General features: G+C 49.1%; 15 protein-coding genes. All 15 read right to left on the bottom strand.

Annotation, left to right across the window (positions count from 1 at the left end; all coding sequences use genetic code 11):
* Positions 1 to 3: 3 nt before the first annotated feature.
* The 15 genes from rsgA to dapF all read right to left on the bottom strand — a co-directional run bounded on the left by rsgA (position 4) and on the right by dapF (position 16,701).
* Positions 4 to 936: a ribosome small subunit-dependent GTPase A gene (gene rsgA, locus ASG89_RS22230; protein ID WP_057313258.1), complete on the bottom strand. Its 933-nt coding sequence runs from the start codon at positions 934 to 936 to the stop codon at positions 4 to 6.
* Positions 936 to 3,044, bottom strand: a complete 2,109-nt coding sequence (gene pknB / locus ASG89_RS22235; RefSeq protein ID WP_057313259.1) for a Stk1 family PASTA domain-containing Ser/Thr kinase — start codon at positions 3,042 to 3,044, stop codon at positions 936 to 938. The genes rsgA and pknB overlap by 1 nt, the downstream gene beginning before the upstream one ends.
* Positions 3,041 to 3,805 carry a Stp1/IreP family PP2C-type Ser/Thr phosphatase gene (locus tag ASG89_RS22240; RefSeq protein WP_057313260.1) on the bottom strand — a complete coding sequence of 255 codons (765 nt, stop codon included), beginning with the start codon at positions 3,803 to 3,805 and terminating at the stop codon, positions 3,041 to 3,043. The genes pknB and ASG89_RS22240 overlap by 4 nt, the downstream gene beginning before the upstream one ends.
* Before the next feature lie 12 nt (positions 3,806 to 3,817).
* Positions 3,818 to 4,888, bottom strand: a complete 1,071-nt coding sequence (gene rlmN, locus ASG89_RS22245) for a 23S rRNA (adenine(2503)-C(2))-methyltransferase RlmN (RefSeq protein WP_057313261.1) — start codon at positions 4,886 to 4,888, stop codon at positions 3,818 to 3,820.
* Between the two features lie 79 nt (positions 4,889 to 4,967).
* Positions 4,968 to 6,443 (bottom strand): 16S rRNA (cytosine(967)-C(5))-methyltransferase RsmB, encoded by a 1,476-nt coding sequence (rsmB, locus tag ASG89_RS22250; RefSeq protein ID WP_082593504.1) that lies wholly within the window; start codon positions 6,441 to 6,443, stop codon positions 4,968 to 4,970.
* Positions 6,444 to 6,525: 82 nt separating this feature from the next.
* The gene (fmt, locus tag ASG89_RS22255; protein WP_235549881.1) at positions 6,526 to 7,473 is read right to left on the bottom strand and encodes a methionyl-tRNA formyltransferase; all 948 of its coding nucleotides are present in this window, start codon (positions 7,471 to 7,473) and stop codon (positions 6,526 to 6,528) included.
* On the bottom strand, positions 7,470 to 7,955 hold the full coding sequence (gene def, locus ASG89_RS22260; protein WP_057313262.1) for a peptide deformylase: 486 nt from the start codon (positions 7,953 to 7,955) through the stop codon (positions 7,470 to 7,472). The genes fmt and def overlap by 4 nt, the downstream gene beginning before the upstream one ends.
* Before the next feature lie 40 nt (positions 7,956 to 7,995).
* Positions 7,996 to 10,509 (bottom strand): primosomal protein N', encoded by a 2,514-nt coding sequence (gene priA / locus ASG89_RS22265; protein WP_057313263.1) that lies wholly within the window; start codon positions 10,507 to 10,509, stop codon positions 7,996 to 7,998.
* Positions 10,509 to 11,732, bottom strand: a complete 1,224-nt coding sequence (gene coaBC, locus ASG89_RS22270) for a bifunctional phosphopantothenoylcysteine decarboxylase/phosphopantothenate--cysteine ligase CoaBC (protein ID WP_057313264.1) — start codon at positions 11,730 to 11,732, stop codon at positions 10,509 to 10,511. The genes priA and coaBC overlap by 1 nt, the downstream gene beginning before the upstream one ends.
* 182 nt (positions 11,733 to 11,914) lie before the next feature.
* Complete coding sequence (gene rpoZ / locus ASG89_RS22275; protein ID WP_056612362.1) at positions 11,915 to 12,142, bottom strand: DNA-directed RNA polymerase subunit omega; 228 nt, start codon at positions 12,140 to 12,142, stop codon at positions 11,915 to 11,917.
* A complete protein-coding gene (gmk, locus tag ASG89_RS22280; RefSeq protein WP_057313265.1) occupies positions 12,143 to 12,781 on the bottom strand; it encodes a guanylate kinase in 639 nt (212 codons plus the stop codon).
* Positions 12,771 to 13,031: an extracellular matrix/biofilm regulator RemA gene (gene remA / locus ASG89_RS22285; RefSeq protein WP_009672664.1), complete on the bottom strand. Its 261-nt coding sequence runs from the start codon at positions 13,029 to 13,031 to the stop codon at positions 12,771 to 12,773. Before remA ends, gmk begins: the two co-directional genes overlap by 11 nt.
* Before the next feature lie 34 nt (positions 13,032 to 13,065).
* Entirely contained in the window at positions 13,066 to 13,938 is an 873-nt protein-coding gene (locus tag ASG89_RS22290) for a YicC/YloC family endoribonuclease (protein WP_321166528.1), read from the bottom strand.
* A 41-nt stretch (positions 13,939 to 13,979) separates the two neighbouring features.
* Positions 13,980 to 15,854 (bottom strand): bifunctional homocysteine S-methyltransferase/methylenetetrahydrofolate reductase, encoded by a 1,875-nt coding sequence (locus ASG89_RS22295; protein WP_057313267.1) that lies wholly within the window; start codon positions 15,852 to 15,854, stop codon positions 13,980 to 13,982.
* Between the two features lie 16 nt (positions 15,855 to 15,870).
* Complete coding sequence (gene dapF, locus ASG89_RS22300) at positions 15,871 to 16,701, bottom strand: diaminopimelate epimerase (RefSeq protein WP_057313268.1); 831 nt, start codon at positions 16,699 to 16,701, stop codon at positions 15,871 to 15,873.
* Positions 16,702 to 17,129: the final 428 nt, after the last annotated feature.

Genomic DNA, 17,129 nt, shown 5'->3' on the forward strand with positions numbered 1-17,129 from the left:
CGCCTAATACCTCCTCTTCCGATCCTTGATTTCTGTTAAAAATAACAAGTAATGATCATAACGAGAAGCTGCAATCGTCCCACTCGCAACGCCGTCCCGGACTTTACAGTCCGGTTCATGGAAATGCAAGCAACCTCTGAAGCGACAGCCCTCAGCAACAGCCGCGAACTCTCGGAAACAGCTGCTTAGACCTTCTGCATCGACCTCCATGAAGTCCAATTGGCTGAAGCCAGGTGTATCGGCAACAAGGCCTCCATTAGCAAGAGGCAACAGCTCCACATGACGAGTCGTATGCTTTCCTCTTCCTAATCGTTGAGAGATCGCATTCGTCTCCAGATCAAGACCGCTAATCATTTTATTCAATAAAGAGGACTTGCCAACACCGGATTGACCAGCAAACACACTCACTTTGCCATCCAAATGCTGTAAAATCGCCTCTACGCCCTCTTCTAGTCGGGAACTCGTCGTAACGAAGGGATAACCAATTCCCTCATAAAGGGTCGTAATCCGCTCAAATTCGGTCGACGTCATTTCTTTGGCATGAGAGGCATTGTCATCCGTCTCCGTCAGCAAATCGCTTTTGGTGAAGCATAACAGCACATCAATCCCCGTATTCTCGATATGCACTAGAAACTTGTCCAATAGCTGCGTATTCAGAACAGGCTCTGTCACCGAAAAAACGAGCACAACCACGTTCACATTCGCGATCGGCGGACGAATAAGCTCCGAAGAGCGAGGAAGGATTTCCGTAACGGTTCCCTCTCCGTTCTCTGTGGCTTCGTACACGACACGATCTCCAACAAGCGGCGTTATATTTCTATTTTTGAACACGCCTCTTCCACGACAGGTCACCGTATTCCCCTCCAGAAGAGCAGCTCCTTCAGGCAATACATAATAATAACCGCTAAGCGCTTTGACAATGAGTCCTTGCGGCATTAATTAGCGCCTCCAGCAGGTGGTTTGGAAGCTGTTCCACCGGTTTGACCTTGCCCATTTCCAGTGCCGCCCACAGGAATAGCAGGCCCTGTATTTTGCGTCTTCGGCGTTGGAGAAGGACTCGGAGATGCGGTTTTCCCATTTTTCTGATCTAAATAATCTTGATAGGTACGTGTAATTGAATTAACCAAGCTGTCTCCCTCTTTGATCAAGATTACGGCTTTTTTATCCGGTGAAACAATGACTTTAACATCCAAGTTTTGCGGCTTCGATACTTTTTCCGTCAAATATTCGAAGTTCTCATATTGGGCGTCGCTCACAATAATTTTGAACACAGAGTCCTTACCTTCAGTTGTAGGCTTCACACCAACACTAACAGACAGCTGTCCAGCTTCCTCGGGCAAACCATCACTAATGACAAGCGAGACTTCCCCGCCAATGGAGGCTTCCTCATCCTTTTTGTAAGGGAACTGTGCGATAACTTTCCCTTTAGCTACTTTGTAGCTCTTCTCACGTGTAATACCATTGACAGGGAGCTTCAGACCCAACTTCGTAATCTGTGCCTTCGCCTCTGCTTCCGCCATGCCAACTAAGTCTGTCATTTTAACCGTTTCCTTCGCTTTGCTCACCGTAAGGGTAATCGCGGCTTTTTCCAGTTCAAACTCCTCACCAGGAGGAGGTGACTGCTTGAGAATCAGATCCGGCGCATTGTCGGATGTTTCAGGTTTGATCGTAATTTGATCATCCTTAATACCCAATCCCTGCAGCTTTAATTTAACATCGCTTAGGCTTTGCCCCGCATAATTGTCCATTTTGATTTTGGGTATGCCTTTACTCACGTAAAGGATGACCTTAGTGCCAACATTCAGTCTCAACCCGCTAGGATCTTGACGAATTACCGTATCTTTAGCCAGTTTGCTATCTGCGTCATATTCGACCGTCCAGCCTAATCTGGCAACCGTTAGTTCAGCTTGTGCTTGTGTCAGTAACTTATTCTCGACATTCGGGACCTCAACGGTCTCAATGGCGAACATTCCTTTTACATAACCAACCATATACCACATACCGCCCAGCACGATAAGCAAAACAGCAATCCAAATGAGCGGCTTAATCCAGCCTTTCCCCTTGGAAGGAGCAGGTTCTTCTCGCCAAGCTGGCTTGTCTGGTTCATCATCATCGTCGTCATCGAATTGAGCTAGCTGATCAGCGCGAATGGCTGGCATAACCAGCGTACGCTCTTCATCCATGCCATAAGCATCCCAGAAAGCAACCTTCGCTTCATTCCGACGATCTGGAGCCAAGCACGTATCGAGATCCGCCATCATCAGCTTCGCAGATTGATACCGTTCTTCCGGCTTTTTGCGCATCGCCTTGAGTATAATGTTCTCTACACTTTGCGGAATCAGCGGATTCACCTTACGCGGCTCTTCCACATCTTCCTGTAAATGCTTCAAGGCGACGGAAATCGGACTTTCCCCTAGAAAAGGAAGTCGACCGGTCAGCATTTGATACATCACAATGCCAAGCGAGTACAGATCCGATTTCTCCCCCGTATTCGTGCCTTTCGCATGCTCAGGCGAGAAATAGTGAACAGAACCGACGACAGATCCGGTTTGTGTAATTGTAGATGACGTCGCTGCTCTAGCAATACCGAAATCCGTCACTTTCACTCGGCCGTTTTTGCCGATTAGAATATTGTGCGGCTTGATATCGCGGTGAATAATTTCATTATGATGGGCATGATCTAGTGCATCTGCAATTTGACTTGCATAATGAACCGCATCTTCCACCTGTAGGGGCGCCTTTTCCTTAATCAAATCATTCAGCGTCTTACCTTCGATATATTCCATCACGATGTAATGGACATCTTCTTCTTGCCCAACGTCATAAATACTGACAACATTAGGATGAGATAGGGAAGCGGCTGCTTGTGCTTCTCTGCGGAAACGACGAATGAATTCTTCATCGTGCACATACTGTGAACGCAGCACTTTGACAGCCACTTTGCGATTCAAAAGCAAATCATGCCCTTTGTAGACTAAAGCCATGCCGCCTCCGCCAATACGTTCTAAGATTTCATAGCGGCCTCCAAGCTTTCTACCGATCAATTCCCATCACCCCTTTTTTCGTCCGAATCCTGATCATGTGCAAATAAAAGGACCGTTACATTATCATCTCCGCCTTCGCGAAGCGCGCTCTGGATTAACGCATCTGCCGCAGCTTCCAACTGCTCGTTTTCCCGAACAATTCGCAAAATATCCGCATCATCAACCAATCCGCTCAACCCATCCGAACAAATGAGAATAACATCGTCTGGACGCCACGTATACTCGTACAGATCCACTTCTACACTAGGCTCAGTGCCCAGTGCACGTGTAATCCAATTACGTCTTGGGTGATGATCAGCCTCTTCCATCGTCAGCTGTCCATTCTTGACAAGCTCGTAAACTAAGGAATGATCCTCCGTCAGTTGTTGGATGGATTCCCCAGTCAGTTTATACGCACGGCTATCCCCGATATGTCCAATAATAAGAAGCTCCTGTGAAGCAATAATGGCAACGACAGTCGTTCCCATGCCATGGTACTTTTCTTGATCCGACGCAAAAGCATAAATCTCCTCATTCGCCTTCTCAATCGCTTCCCTCAATATTTGCTTACAGGACTCCACCGACATTCCCCAATGGATGGATTGCAATTGTGCGCCAATCGTGTCAATGGCCATTTGACTGGCAATATCACCAGCTTGATGCCCACCCATCCCATCCGCAACAATAGCCAAAGATAGACCATTGAGTTGATGGTAGATAGCGGCACGGTCCTCATTGACTTGACGGACCTTCCCTATATCGGTACGACTTACCATCTTCATCCGGCTCTCACCTCATTTACTGCTCTCCATATGCTTAGCTCGCAATTGTCCGCAGGCAGCAGCAATATCACTACCTTGTTCACGGCGTATGGTGGCATTAATTTTGCCCTTCTCCAGAATGCGTTGGAAGGTAAAAATATCATCTCGGGGTGTACGCTTGAAATCACGTTCAGCCACAAAGTTGACAGGAATCAGATTCACGTGGCTAAGCGGCATGTCTTTCAAGACAAGCGCCAGCTCTTCCGCATGCTCAGGCTGGTCATTCACTTCACCCATCAGGGCATATTCAAACGTAATCCTTCTGCCTGTTTTGGCAATGTAATACTTACAAGCTTCGATGAGATCAACGAAAGGGAACCTGCGATTAACAGGCATTAGCTTCGATCGCAGTGCATCATTCGGCGCATGAATCGAAATCGCCAAATTCACTTGCAAATTCTCATCCGCGAACTTATAAATGTTCGGTACGATCCCACTCGTAGATACCGTGATGTGGCGCTGTCCGATATTCAGCCCCTTCGGGTGAATCATGACACGCAGGAAATTCATGGTCGCCTCATAATTTTCGAAAGGCTCGCCAATCCCCATGATCACGATCGAGGAGATACGCTCTCCTGTCTCATCCAGCAATTTCTGCGCTTTCACAACCTGGGCGACAATCTCACCTGGTCGTAAATCCCGCTTCAGCCCGCCTAGTGTGGATGCGCAGAATGTACAACCGACTCGACAGCCGACTTGGGTCGTCACGCAAATACTGTTGCCGTAATTATGCTTCATCACGACGGTTTCGATGGCATTCTTATCTTCAAGCTCAAACAAGAACTTGACCGTGCCATCCTGGGATTGATATTTGGTAATCTCGGACAGGGTAACGAACTCAAACTGATCCTTCAGCTTGTCGCGAAGTGTTTTCGGCAAATTCGACATTTCGTCGAAGCTGAAAACGCGTTTAATGTATAACCAGTCAAAAATTTGACCAGCACGGAACGCGGACTCCCCGTTATCTTTGACCCAACTTTGCCACTCATCCCAATTCAAATCATATACAAACGGTTTATCTTTCTCATACGGCTTCAAACCCACATTTATCACAACCTGTTGTTATTTCGTCTATTTTAAAATATTTTAACACAAAGCAGGAACGAACACACGTCCCTGTCTGTTACACGTCACGCTTACGCAGGCGAGCGATAAAAAAACCGTCCGAATGGAACTGCTGCGGCAAAATTTGCACCATGCCAGACGCAGCTGCCTTCGGGTCAATCTCCCTGAAAACATCCGCTGGCAGCGAAGCCAGCTCGAACTCGTTGTGCTCAGCAAGAAAGCGCTCGACCATGCCCTCATTCTCTGCCTGTTCAATTGTGCACGTGCTATACACCAGTACGCCGCCTGGCTTAAGCAGGCGGTGTACACGACTCAGAATCGCATACTGCGTTTCACAGATCGCTTCGATCTCCGCCTCCTGCTTCGCCCATTTGAGATCCGGCTTGCGGCGAATAACCCCAAGGCCTGAGCATGGTGCATCGAGAAGGATGCGGTCGAAAGACTCCGCCGCAAAATGCTCATCCAGTTTCGAAGCATCCATTACGAGCGTCTGAATCGACGATAGTCCCAGACGCTCCGCTTGATCTGCGATTAATTTCTGCTTGTGCTCATGCAGATCACAAGCCCAAATCTGACCCACATCGTCCATCTTCTCCGCGATGTGGGCGGTCTTGCCGCCAGGGGCGGCGCAGCAGTCCAGCACCTTCATGCCTGGACGCGGGCCAAGAGCCTCGGCGACGAGCATCGAGCTCTCGTCTTGAATCGAGAAGTCCCCTTGCTGGAAGCCGGGGACTAACGCCATGTTCCCAGCCCCCTGCACAAGGATGCCGGCCGGGGCCAGCTCTGACGCTTCCGCGCTGAGGCCGCTAGCTTGGAGCTGCTCCAGCAGCTCCAAGCGGCTGCGCCGCCTCGCGTTCGCGCGAATGCTCACGTGCGGCGGCTCGTTGTTCGCCGCACAGATCTGTTCCGTCAGCTCAGGGCCGAGCTGGCGGATCCACCGGCGCACGAGCCATTCCGGATGGGAATGGCTCAGTGCGATGCGCTTCACGTCGCCGAGCGCAGCCGGCAGCGTGAGCTCGTCTTTGCTGCGGATGATCGCGCGCAGCACGCCGTTGACCATGCCCGAGATGCCTTGATGGCCTCGGCGCTTCGCAATATTGACCGCTTCGCTCACGACTGCATGGTCAGGGATGCGGTCCAAGTAATGCAGCTGATAGAAGCTCAGCCGCAGCAGGCACCTCACCCAGGGCTCCAGCTTCGCAAGACCCTTGCTGACAAAGCGCTCCAAGAAGAAGTCAATCGTATTCTGGCGTCCAATCGTACCGTACACAAGCTCCGTGGCCAGTCCAGCGTCTGCACGTTCAAGAGCATGCTTCTGCAGTACTTGGTTCAACAGCAGATTGCTATAGGACTGATTCTCTTCAACTCGAATAAGTACATCCAGTGCCGCATCACGGGCAGAACGCTTAACAGCGCTGCTCTTCGCAGCGCCCGAGGATGATTTTGAAGCAGAGGGCTTACCCGATCTCTGCGAATTCGTATGTCCATGTTGCGGACGTGTTGGTTTAGTCGTAGACAAAATCAAATACCTCATTTTTTTGAAATATAGAATGTATATGTTTCACACGATAAGTCGGCTATATTTCTTGATAAACGCACTCGTTCTAATGTTACCTTTACACGTTACCCAATACCGTACCCGCAGGAATTCGCACACCGCGAATAAATTCCGATACCGGCATCGCTTTTTTGCCAGCAGGTTGAATCTCTGTTAGCCACAAAGTACCTGCTCCCGTCATGACTTCAATCCCTTGCTCGCTGCAGCTAAGCACAGTGCCAGGCGCTGCGCCAGACTGATCCTGACCTGCCTGCTCCGGCTTCAAACTCGCCCACACCTTCAGCACATCTCCATTCCAGAACGTGTAAGCGCCAGGATATGGGTTTAATCCTCGAATGTGATTCCACAGTTCCGTAGCAGAGCGTGACCAGTCCAAAAGCTCATCTTCCCTGCGAATATTAGGGGAATAAATCGCATCCGCCTCATTCTGAGGAACAGCCTCAATCCGACCTGCCAGTAAATCTGGCAGCGTCCGCTTCAGCAAATCTGCTCCAGCTATACTCAGCTTGTCAAACAACATCCCCGTAGTATCCGTATCCTCAATCGGAAGTGCAACATGTGAGATCATGTCTCCCGTATCCAATCCAACCGCCATATACATGATGGTTACGCCTGTTTCAGCCTCACCTCGCATGACAGCATGATGAATCGGCGCTCCTCCACGATATTTCGGAAGCAACGATGCGTGGATATTAATACAGCCGTACTTAGGCACATCTAACACCGATTTCGGTAAAATTTGACCATAAGCTGCTGTTACAATTAAATCTGGCGCAAGCTGACGAATCTGCTCTACAGAATCTGCTTCACGCAGCTTCACAGGTTGAAGCACTGGAATGCCATGCTTCTCAGCCTCTACCTTCACTGGCGTCGGTGTAAGGACGCGTTTGCGTCCCTTCGGCCGATCCGGCTGCGTGACAACTGTTGTCACATTATAGCCTTCCTCCAAGAGTGCCTGCAAGGAGGGTACTGCGAAATCTGGCGTACCCATGAAAATGATATTCACGCTTCTTCTTCCTCTTCTTCATCGGCTGTATACGTTTTGACCGCAAGATCCGTAAACAATACGCCATTTAAGTGATCAATCTCATGGAAAATACAACGAGCTAGCAGTTCCGTGCCTGTCACTTCAATCGGATTCCCATCGCGATCTTGCCCTTTCGCCGTTACGTTCAACGCACGAAGTACATCACCACGAAGCCCAGGAATACTCAAGCAGCCTTCAGGTCCCATTTGTTCCCCGCTGGAAACAACAATCTCAGGATTCACCATTTCGATTAGCCCGCCATGCTCCTCGCCGCAATCCATCACGATTACACGCTTCAGAATACCGATTTGTGGAGCAGCAAGGCCCACGCCTTCCGCCTCATACATCGTATCTGCCATATCATCAAGCAATTTATGCAGATTGGAATTAAATTTCGTAACTGTGATCGCTTTCTCGCGCAGCACAGGATCAGGATCTTTAACAATAATACGAATAGCCATGAATGTGCACCTACCTTTAAGTCTTCTCGATTAGGGGTTATTACATCAAATATTGCGGGTCAACATCCACGCTTATTAGCAGCTTTTCTTTGGCTGAGCGTTCCTCAAACCAAGCTACTGTCTTCCCAACGATCTCTGCAGCTCTATCTTCCCCACGATATTTTACCACGCATTGGAATCGATATCTATCTTTGATTCGTGAAATTGGCGATGCAACAGGTCCTAACACGTCAAAATGAAAGGATGAATCCATCGATACGGCTTCCGCGAACAAATCTACCTGCTGTCTTGTGTAAGGGAGGGCGATCTCTTTCAACCTTGTAACAAATGCTTCTGCCATCCGCACCAAGAGCGGTACTTGTTCGTGTGAGAACGTAATTAAAATCAATCTTTGATACGGCGGATAGCCTAGATTAGCCCGAATATCCATCTCATGGTTCGCAAAAGCCACATAATCATGATGACTCGCATATTGCACGCTGTAATGATCAGGTGTGTACGTTTGTACAAACACTTCGCCTTGCTTCTCATGCCGTCCCGCTCGACCTGCAACTTGTGTTAAAAGTTGGAAGGTCCTCTCCGCAGAGCGAAAATCCGGTATATTCAGCACCGTATCCGCCGCGATGACCCCGACTAAGGTGACATCAGGAAAATCCAACCCTTTGGCCACCATTTGTGTACCTAATAACACGTCAGCCTGTTTCTCACGAAACATCGTCAACCATTTCTCATGCGAGCCTTTTTCAGTCGTTGTATCCACATCCATGCGGATGACCCTAATACCAGGGAAAATCTTACTAAGCTCTTCCTCAACACGCTGCGTCCCGGTCCCAAAATGACGAATGTGCTCGGACTGACAGCTCGGACACTCCTTCACCTCACGCTCCGCATAACCGCAATAATGACAACGCAGTGCACGTGAGCTTTGGTGATACGTCAAGGAAATATCGCAATGCGGGCACTGTGAAACGAAACCGCACGTCCGGCACATCACGAATGTCGCGTATCCACGTCGATTCAGCAGCAATACCGTCTGTTCTTTCTTGTGTAACCGTTCTTCGATCGCTTTATACAGGGATCTGCTAAACATCGACCGATTGCCGGCTTTCAGCTCCTCACGCATATCTACAATCGTAACAGGCGGCATAGGTCTGCTCGCAACGCGCTCTTTCATCGTCAGCAATGTAAAAGGAGGATTAGGTCGATCTCTCCTGCGTCTCGTTTTCTCCATACTCTCCAGAGATGGCGTAGCGGAGCCTAGTACAACAACCGCATCTTGTTGCTTCGCCCTTTGAACAGCCACATCACGGGTATGATATTTCGGACTCTCTTCTTGTTTATACGAGGATTCATGTTCTTCATCTATAATGATCAAGCCAATTTTCGTAAAAGGGGCAAAAATCGCCGAACGTGCGCCAATTACGACCTTCACTTGCTTGCGTGTAATTTTACGCCACTCGTCATATCGCTCACCATTCGACAATCGGCTATGCAGAACAGCAACAAGGTCGCCGAATCTCCCCTTAAAACGCTCCACCATTTGCGGCGTCAATGAAATTTCCGGCACAAGAACAATAGCTTCCTTATCCATATCCAAGCATTGCTGGATGGATTGTAGATATACCTCTGTCTTACCGCTTCCCGTCACGCCATGAAGCAGAAACACCTCATGTCGATCTTCTGCGACTGCCTCGCGAATAGGGGCAAACACGCCGCTCTGCTCCTCTGTCAGCATAAGCGGCTTCGTCCGCTCAAAAGCGCGCCCCATATACGGGTCGCGCATCACTTCAACCTCGCGCAGCTCAATCCAGCCGCGATCGGCCAAGCTTTTGACCGTACTAGCTCCGACCTCAATGGTTTCCATAAGCTCCGTCAAACGAATGGCATGCGGATGCTCGATCAAATATCGCAGTACATCCTTCTGCTTGTTCGCTCTGGCCGGAAGCTCGGCAAGCGCTGCTTCCAAACCATGACCACCTGCAGGTGGAAATACGGTTAGCGCCTTTTTGGCATTCATCCGATCCTTCACTAGTTGCACTTCCGCAAGCCTGCCTGATGACAACAGCTCTTTGATCAAAGCGCCTTCCTTCGAAAAGTGCTCCAATAAGACGTCCATGGATACCGATTCCTTATTCTTCACAAAACTAATAATCGCTTCAATATCTGGCATATCAAGTAAGGATTGGTCCACGGAGTCATCCCCTACGATAATGACACGCTCATATTTCGCTTTAAGTGCCGCGGGAAGCATTGCCTGCAGAGCCGTTACTTCATGGCACATATACATGCGACTGATCCAGCGTCCGAGACTGACAAGTTCACTCGTCAAGGGCGGAACGAGATCCAACACATTTTGAATCGGCTTGATGCGCTTCACGTCTACTTGCGTTTGCTCTTGAAGTTCAACCACAAAGCCTTGAAGAACACGCGGTCCAAAAGGTACACCAACTCGACTGCCAACTTCGACCCACTTGCTCAGAGATGACGGAACTTCATAGTCGAACGCCCGATTGGTTTGCTTGGCTGGGACATCGACAATGACTTTGGCGTACATCAGGATTTCCCCGCCGTGACAGTCATTCGCTCTGCGGCAAGCTCAAGCAGCTTGCGCGCAACGTCCCACTTGCTTTGTATAGGCAACGCTTGTACAAGCCCGTTATGATCATAGAAGCGAACGACATTCGTATCCCCGCCAAAGCCTGCGCCTTCTTGTGATACATCGTTCCCTACGATGAGATCACAATTTTTACGCTTCAGCTTGTCCATCGCATGTTCGTCTAAGCGCTCCGTCTCCGCAGCAAACCCGATAACGAACTGATTCACCGTTTTCAGTGTGCCTATTTCCTGTAAAATGTCAGGATTTTTGATCAACTCCAGCGTTAGCGAGTCGGATTTCTTCTTGATTTTCTGCTCAGCCACAACAGCAGGACGATAATCGGCCACAGCAGCGGCTTTAATGATAAGCTGGCTTTGTGCGAGTCTGCTTAACACCGCTTCACGCATATCTAGGGCAGACTGCACAGGAACAAGCTGAACACCTTCAGGCACGGTTAGAGCAGAGGGCCCCGATACCAATGTCACGTCGGCCCCCATGCGGGCTGCTTCCTCCGCAATGGCATAACCCATTTTGCCTGAGGAGTCATTGGTCAAATAACGAACGGGATCTAGACGTTCTACCGTACCTCCGGCCGTCACTAACACACGCTTACCTGCTAAGCGCCCTGCCTCCCCTTGAAAATGCCGCTCAACCGCGGCCATAATTTCCTCTGGCTCTGCAAGACGCCCCTTGCCCACATACCCGCAGGCCAACTGCCCTTCACCAGGTTCAATGAAACGCACACCGCGACGACGCAACGTCTCCATGTTGGTTTGTACCGCAGGATTCGCGTACATGTGCACATTCATCGCAGGTGCCACCCAGATCGGTGCCATGGTTGCAAGCAACGTGGTACTCAGCATATCGTCGCCAAGCCCTAATGCCAGCTTGCCAATAGTATTCGCCGTAGCTGGGGCGATCAGCACGAGATCAGCGCTGTCTGCCAAATTAATATGAGACACAACCGCGGGATCCTTCTCATCGAAAGTATCGACAAACACATGATGCCGCGACAGGGTTTGGAACGTTAACGGAGCAACGAATTGCACCGCGGAGCGCGTCATAATCACACGTACAACAGCCCCAGCTTGTGTTAATTTACTCGTTAAGGCTGCAGCCTTATAAGCCGCAATACCTCCACAGACACCGAGCACAATCGTTTTTCCTTGCAATACACCCATGGAAATCCCCTTTCGAAATACCAAATGAGAAAATCTCTATCGAAGCCATTCAATGATGAGCGACCGCGTTTAGAGGAAAATTTTATCGCCAATAAGAAAGCTGTTTTCGGAAACCGAAAACTTATACTTTCTTATGTGGTGAGAAAAAAATAACAACCACGAGGGTTGTTGGGTAAGGCAGTTTATTTCTTCGCGTATTTCTCGCTCTCGTTTGTGTTAATTTTCTCATAACCGATGTAATTACCATATAGTTCTTCTAAAGCAACACCGACATGTTTATGAGCCTTCTGGCCTTTCAAATCGGATTTCGCACCATCACGAAGAGATCTAGCTCTCTTGGAAGCTGCAACAACCAGGGAGTACTTGCTGTCTACGATATCGAGCAGTTTATCAATTGAAGGGTATAACATTCAATTCACCTCATCCATCCATTGTACGATTTTTGGAAACATACGATCTTTTTTGCAATGCTCAGCGGCTAGTATCGCTTGTATTTTCGCGCATGCGGTATCTACATGATCATTTACTATCGCATAATCATAGTGTTCCATCAGACGAATTTCATCGATGGCCACTGACATACGACTGCGGATGACCTCATCCGTTTCCGTCCCACGTGTAACAATACGATTCTCAAGCTCATCTAGAGACGGCGGCAACAAGAAAATAAATACACCTTCGTCAAACTTCTGCTTGACCTGCAGTGCACCTTGAACCTCGATTTCCAAGATCACATCGTGGCCTGAACGAAGCGTCTCCTCTACGAAGCGTCGTGGTGTTCCATAGAAGTTGCCCACATATTCAGCCCATTCCAGCACTTCATCGGTTTCGATCAACTGCTGAAATTGCTCACGGGTTTTGAAAAAATAATTAACACCGTCAACTTCACCTTGTCTAGGTGAGCGTGTTGTCGCTGATACCGAGTAGACAATATCAGGAGAAACCTTGCGTAGCGCTGCACAAACTGTTCCTTTGCCAACACCAGACGGTCCAGATAAAACAATCAGAATACCTCTCTCACGCTCAAGAGTGTTCGTATTACTCGTCATGATCATCGTCCTTATTCGAAAGTCTATGCGCTACCGTTTCTGGTTGTACTGCCGACAAAATCACATGATCGCTGTCCGTGATGATAACGGCACGGGTTCTTCTACCATATGTAGCGTCAATCAGCATGTGACGATCACGCGCTTCTTGAATGATTCTCTTGATCGGAGCGGATTCTGGACTCACGATCGAGATAATGCGGTTCGCCGATACGATGTTGCCGAACCCGATATTGATTAATTTGATAGCCATCTAGGACTTCCTCCTCGCGAAGCACATGCAAGCTTCACTCGATATTCTGTATTTGTTCCCGCATTTTCTCAAGCTCTGCTTTCATCGCAATCACTCTAGCCGTAGGCTCGGAATGATTCGACTTCGATCCAATCGTGTTCACTTCCCGATTCATCTCTTGAATCAAGAAGTCTAACTTTCGGCCCACAGGCTCTTTGTCTGAAAGCAATGCCTCACATTGCCCAAAATGACTCTTCAGACGAGTTAATTCCTCATCCACATTCGAACGATCTGCGAATAGAGCAATCTCAGTCGCTAGGCGCTGCTCATCTACAGGTATCCCATCGAGAACAAGGGACTGAATGCGAATCGTCATCTTCGCCGCATACTCCTGAACAACTTGAGGAGCAAGTGCTTCTAACTCGATATGAATTCGCTTCATCTCGGCTAATCGCTCGCGGATATCCTGCTCTAAGAATTCACCTTCGCGGTGCCTCATCGCGGATAACTGTGAGACAGCCTCCTGCAGGCAGGCGCATAGCTCCTGTTCAATCTCGTCATCAGGCTCTTGACGTACATCTTTCATTTGAATCAGCTCAGGAAGTTTCAATAATTCGTTGAGATCTACCTGACCCGTAATCCCATACCGCTGCTTCAACTGCTGGGCTGCTTCCAGATAAGCATCTGCCAAAGCATAATTAACCGTTACGTTCTTCGGGGAAGCTGCTTCACGTTCCGCCGTGATAAAGACATCTACTCGTCCTCGCTTCACAGCATGCAATACCGTCTTCTTCAAAGCGTCTTCAAAAGCCGCCCATTCCTTAGGCAACCGAATCGACACTTCACTATACCTATGATTGACCGATTTCACATCGATAAACACGTTGTATCCCGCAAAAGAACGATTCGCTTGTCCGAACCCGGTCATACTGCAAATCATTCTAATCACATCCATTACCCTATTTTAATTCATTTTGAAAGTGGGTACAAGTGGAAATCATGCCTTTTCGACTTTTCCCATACATAGTTCGTCAGATCTACGCACATTTCATACGCCAGAAATGGGGTCATCAGATAGATACCATTGAAGTATTGCATCGCGGTATCCAACAATTCTTTGGCAATTTCCACACCCATTGCGCGACCTTCGGGACCTTTCAAGCCATCCATCCGAGCTCTAACTTCATCCGATAGACGAATACCTGGAACCTCATTGTGCAGGTATTCGGCATTTCCACCACTAGCCAGCGGGGCAATACCGATGAAAATAGGTATTTGCAAATGTTTAGTCGCTTCATAAATATCTTCAATAAGCTTCGCATCGTAAACGGGCTGCGTCATGATATAGTCTGCGCCTGCTTCGATTTTGCGCTCCAAGCGCTGAACGGCTTTATCTAAATGCTTCACATTCGGATTGAATGCCGCACCAACAACGAAATTAGCCTTCTGCTTCAAAGGCTTACCAGAGAAGGCGATGCCTTCGTTGAGCTGTTTGATCATCCGAATAATTTCGAATGAGGTCAGATCATACACAGAGCTGGACCCGGGGAGATCGCCAAATTTGGCGGGATCGCCGGTCACGGCCAGCACGTGGTCTATTCCCAGCGCGTGCAAGCCCATGAGATGGGACTGTGTCCCAATCATGTTGCGGTCACGACACGCGATGTGGATAAGCGGACGCGCGCCTAAGCGCTCCTGCACGAGGTAGCCGAGTGCCAAGTTGCTCATGCGCGTCACAGCAAGGGAATTGTCGGCCATCGTAATGGCGTCGACATGTGCCTCCTGCAGGGCCTTCGACCCCTGCATGAACTTCTCGATGTCGAGATCCTTCGGAGGATCCAGCTCGACAATGACAGTTTTGCGCTGCTTGACGATGTCTAGCAGCGAAGGTATGCCCACCGGCGGTGCAGGCTTCGCCGGTGCCGGCTCGATCACGATCGCAGCGGCTCCCGCTGGAGCTGTGCCTGGCGCAGCAGGCACGTAGCCCTGCAGCGCCTTCGCCACAGCGGCGATGTGCTCGGGCGTCGTGCCGCAGCAGCCGCCGATGATGCGCGCGCCAAGATCGGCAAAGCGCAATGCGCTTTCGGCGAAGTACTTCGGCGTCGCCGCATACGTATAGTGCCCGTCTACGTAGTCGGGCAAACCTGCGTTCGGAAATGCCGAGAAAGGAATACCAGGAATCGGTGTGATCTTCTCCATCGAACGTAGAATCCCGTTCGGGCCGACTCGGCAGTTAAAGCCGATCACATCAGCGCCTTCATCACGTAGCCGTAGGAAAGCTTCTTGCAGCGGAACACCGTCCTGCGTGCTGCCTGTGCCCTCATTGGCAAACTGGCAGATCACAGGAAGTCCACTCATGCTGCGAATAATTCGCAAAGCAAGCTGCAACTCCTCCAAATCATAGAAGGTCTCTAATAGCAGTCCGTCCACCGGAGAGTCAAGCAGAATGCTGATCTGTTCGTGTAAGGATTGCTCAACCTCGGAGGTTCTCACATTCTTCCGCTTGCCCGCGCGAATCGATCCGATGGCTCCAACGACATAAGCGTCTTCGCCAACAGCATTCCTAGCCAGCTCAACACCCGCACGGTTAATGGCTTCAACGTCACCTTCCAGCCCGTACTTCGAGAGCTTCTCCCGATTCGCCGAGAACGTATTCGTTTCAATAAGACGAGCACCTGCCTCGAAGTAGCGGCGGTGCACGTCAGCGACCGTTTCCGGTCTAAGCAAATTCAATTCTTCATATGAAATGCCGACAGGAAATCCCATCTGATATAAGTAAGTCCCCATAGCGCCGTCACCAGTCAAAATCTCCTGTTGCAGCGCTGCACGAAGATCCAATTTCATGCATCATTTCCCCTATCTATAGTTTGCCTGTAAACACTTCTTCTGCAGGCCCCGTCATATAAACGTGATTGTCCTCTTCCAGCCACTCAATGAACAAATCTCCACCTTTGAGTGAAACCGTCGCTTCACGATCGGATAGACCATTCAGCACGGAAGAGACAAGCGTAGCACACGCGCCTGTTCCGCAAGCAAGTGTTGGCCCAGCACCACGTTCCCAAACGCGCATATCCGTATAAGCGCGATCCCGAACCGTTGCGAATTCGACATTTATTTTACGCGGAAACATTGGATGAGCCTCAAGCTTAGGCCCCCAAGTTGCCAGGTCAAAATTCACCGCATCCTCTACATAAATGACACAATGCGGATTCCCCATGGACACCGCTGTGAAACGAAACGATGTGCCATCGACCTCGATTGGATAATCGATCACCTCGTCGGCATCAACTGTCGTAGGCACCTGAAGTCCTTGTAGAATGGGCTCTCCCATGTCTACACGAGCGGTCACAACTCGGCCATCTTGCACATGTACTTGAACCCTCTGCACACCAGCACCGATGGTCTCAATGGTAATTTCAGTTGCATCAATCAGCTTATGGTCGTAAACATATTTGGAAACACAGCGGATCGCATTGCCGCATTGCTCGGCCTCAGATCCATCTGAGTTGATAATGCGCATTTGAAAATCAGCTTTCTCTGAAGGAAGAATAAAGACAACACCATCAGCACCGATGCTAAAAAATCGATTACACAACTGAATGGCCAACTGGTCCGCCCCGGCAGGCAGCTCTTTCTCTCCGGCTACGACAATAAAATCATTGCCAAGACCGTGCATTTTCGTAAAATTCATGTCAAGCACCCCTATGTGCGGTTTAGCCATTATCATAGCGTAAAATCGTCAGTATGCATAGCCCTGCGCCCTCGCAGCACGTCTTAGTCGCTAAATCGCCATAGTTAGGTGAGCGAGATGAAAGATCTTTCATAGCACCATAATACCCGTGATTTTCATTAAAGTTCAAAGTGATAATTTTACAACTACATTTTTTTTGATTTGGTGCAGTTAGGGCGGGATTGCTAGATGATGAGTTAGATGGTTGGGTTGGGCAGATAAGTAAATCGAATAACTGGAAAACCTACATCTATTTAGGATAAATATAACTAAAAAATAATTATAAATGGAAATTATGCACTAGCGTTGCATTAGACCTTACACATCATCAACTTGGTACATCTTCGTGCAAAAATTCACAAAGTTTTAAACTAACATAGTTAAAAAGC

The sequence above is a fragment of the Paenibacillus sp. Soil766 genome (genome assembly GCF_001428105.1).
In the GTDB taxonomy this organism is placed as follows: Bacteria; Bacillota; Bacilli; order Paenibacillales; family NBRC-103111; genus Paenibacillus_E.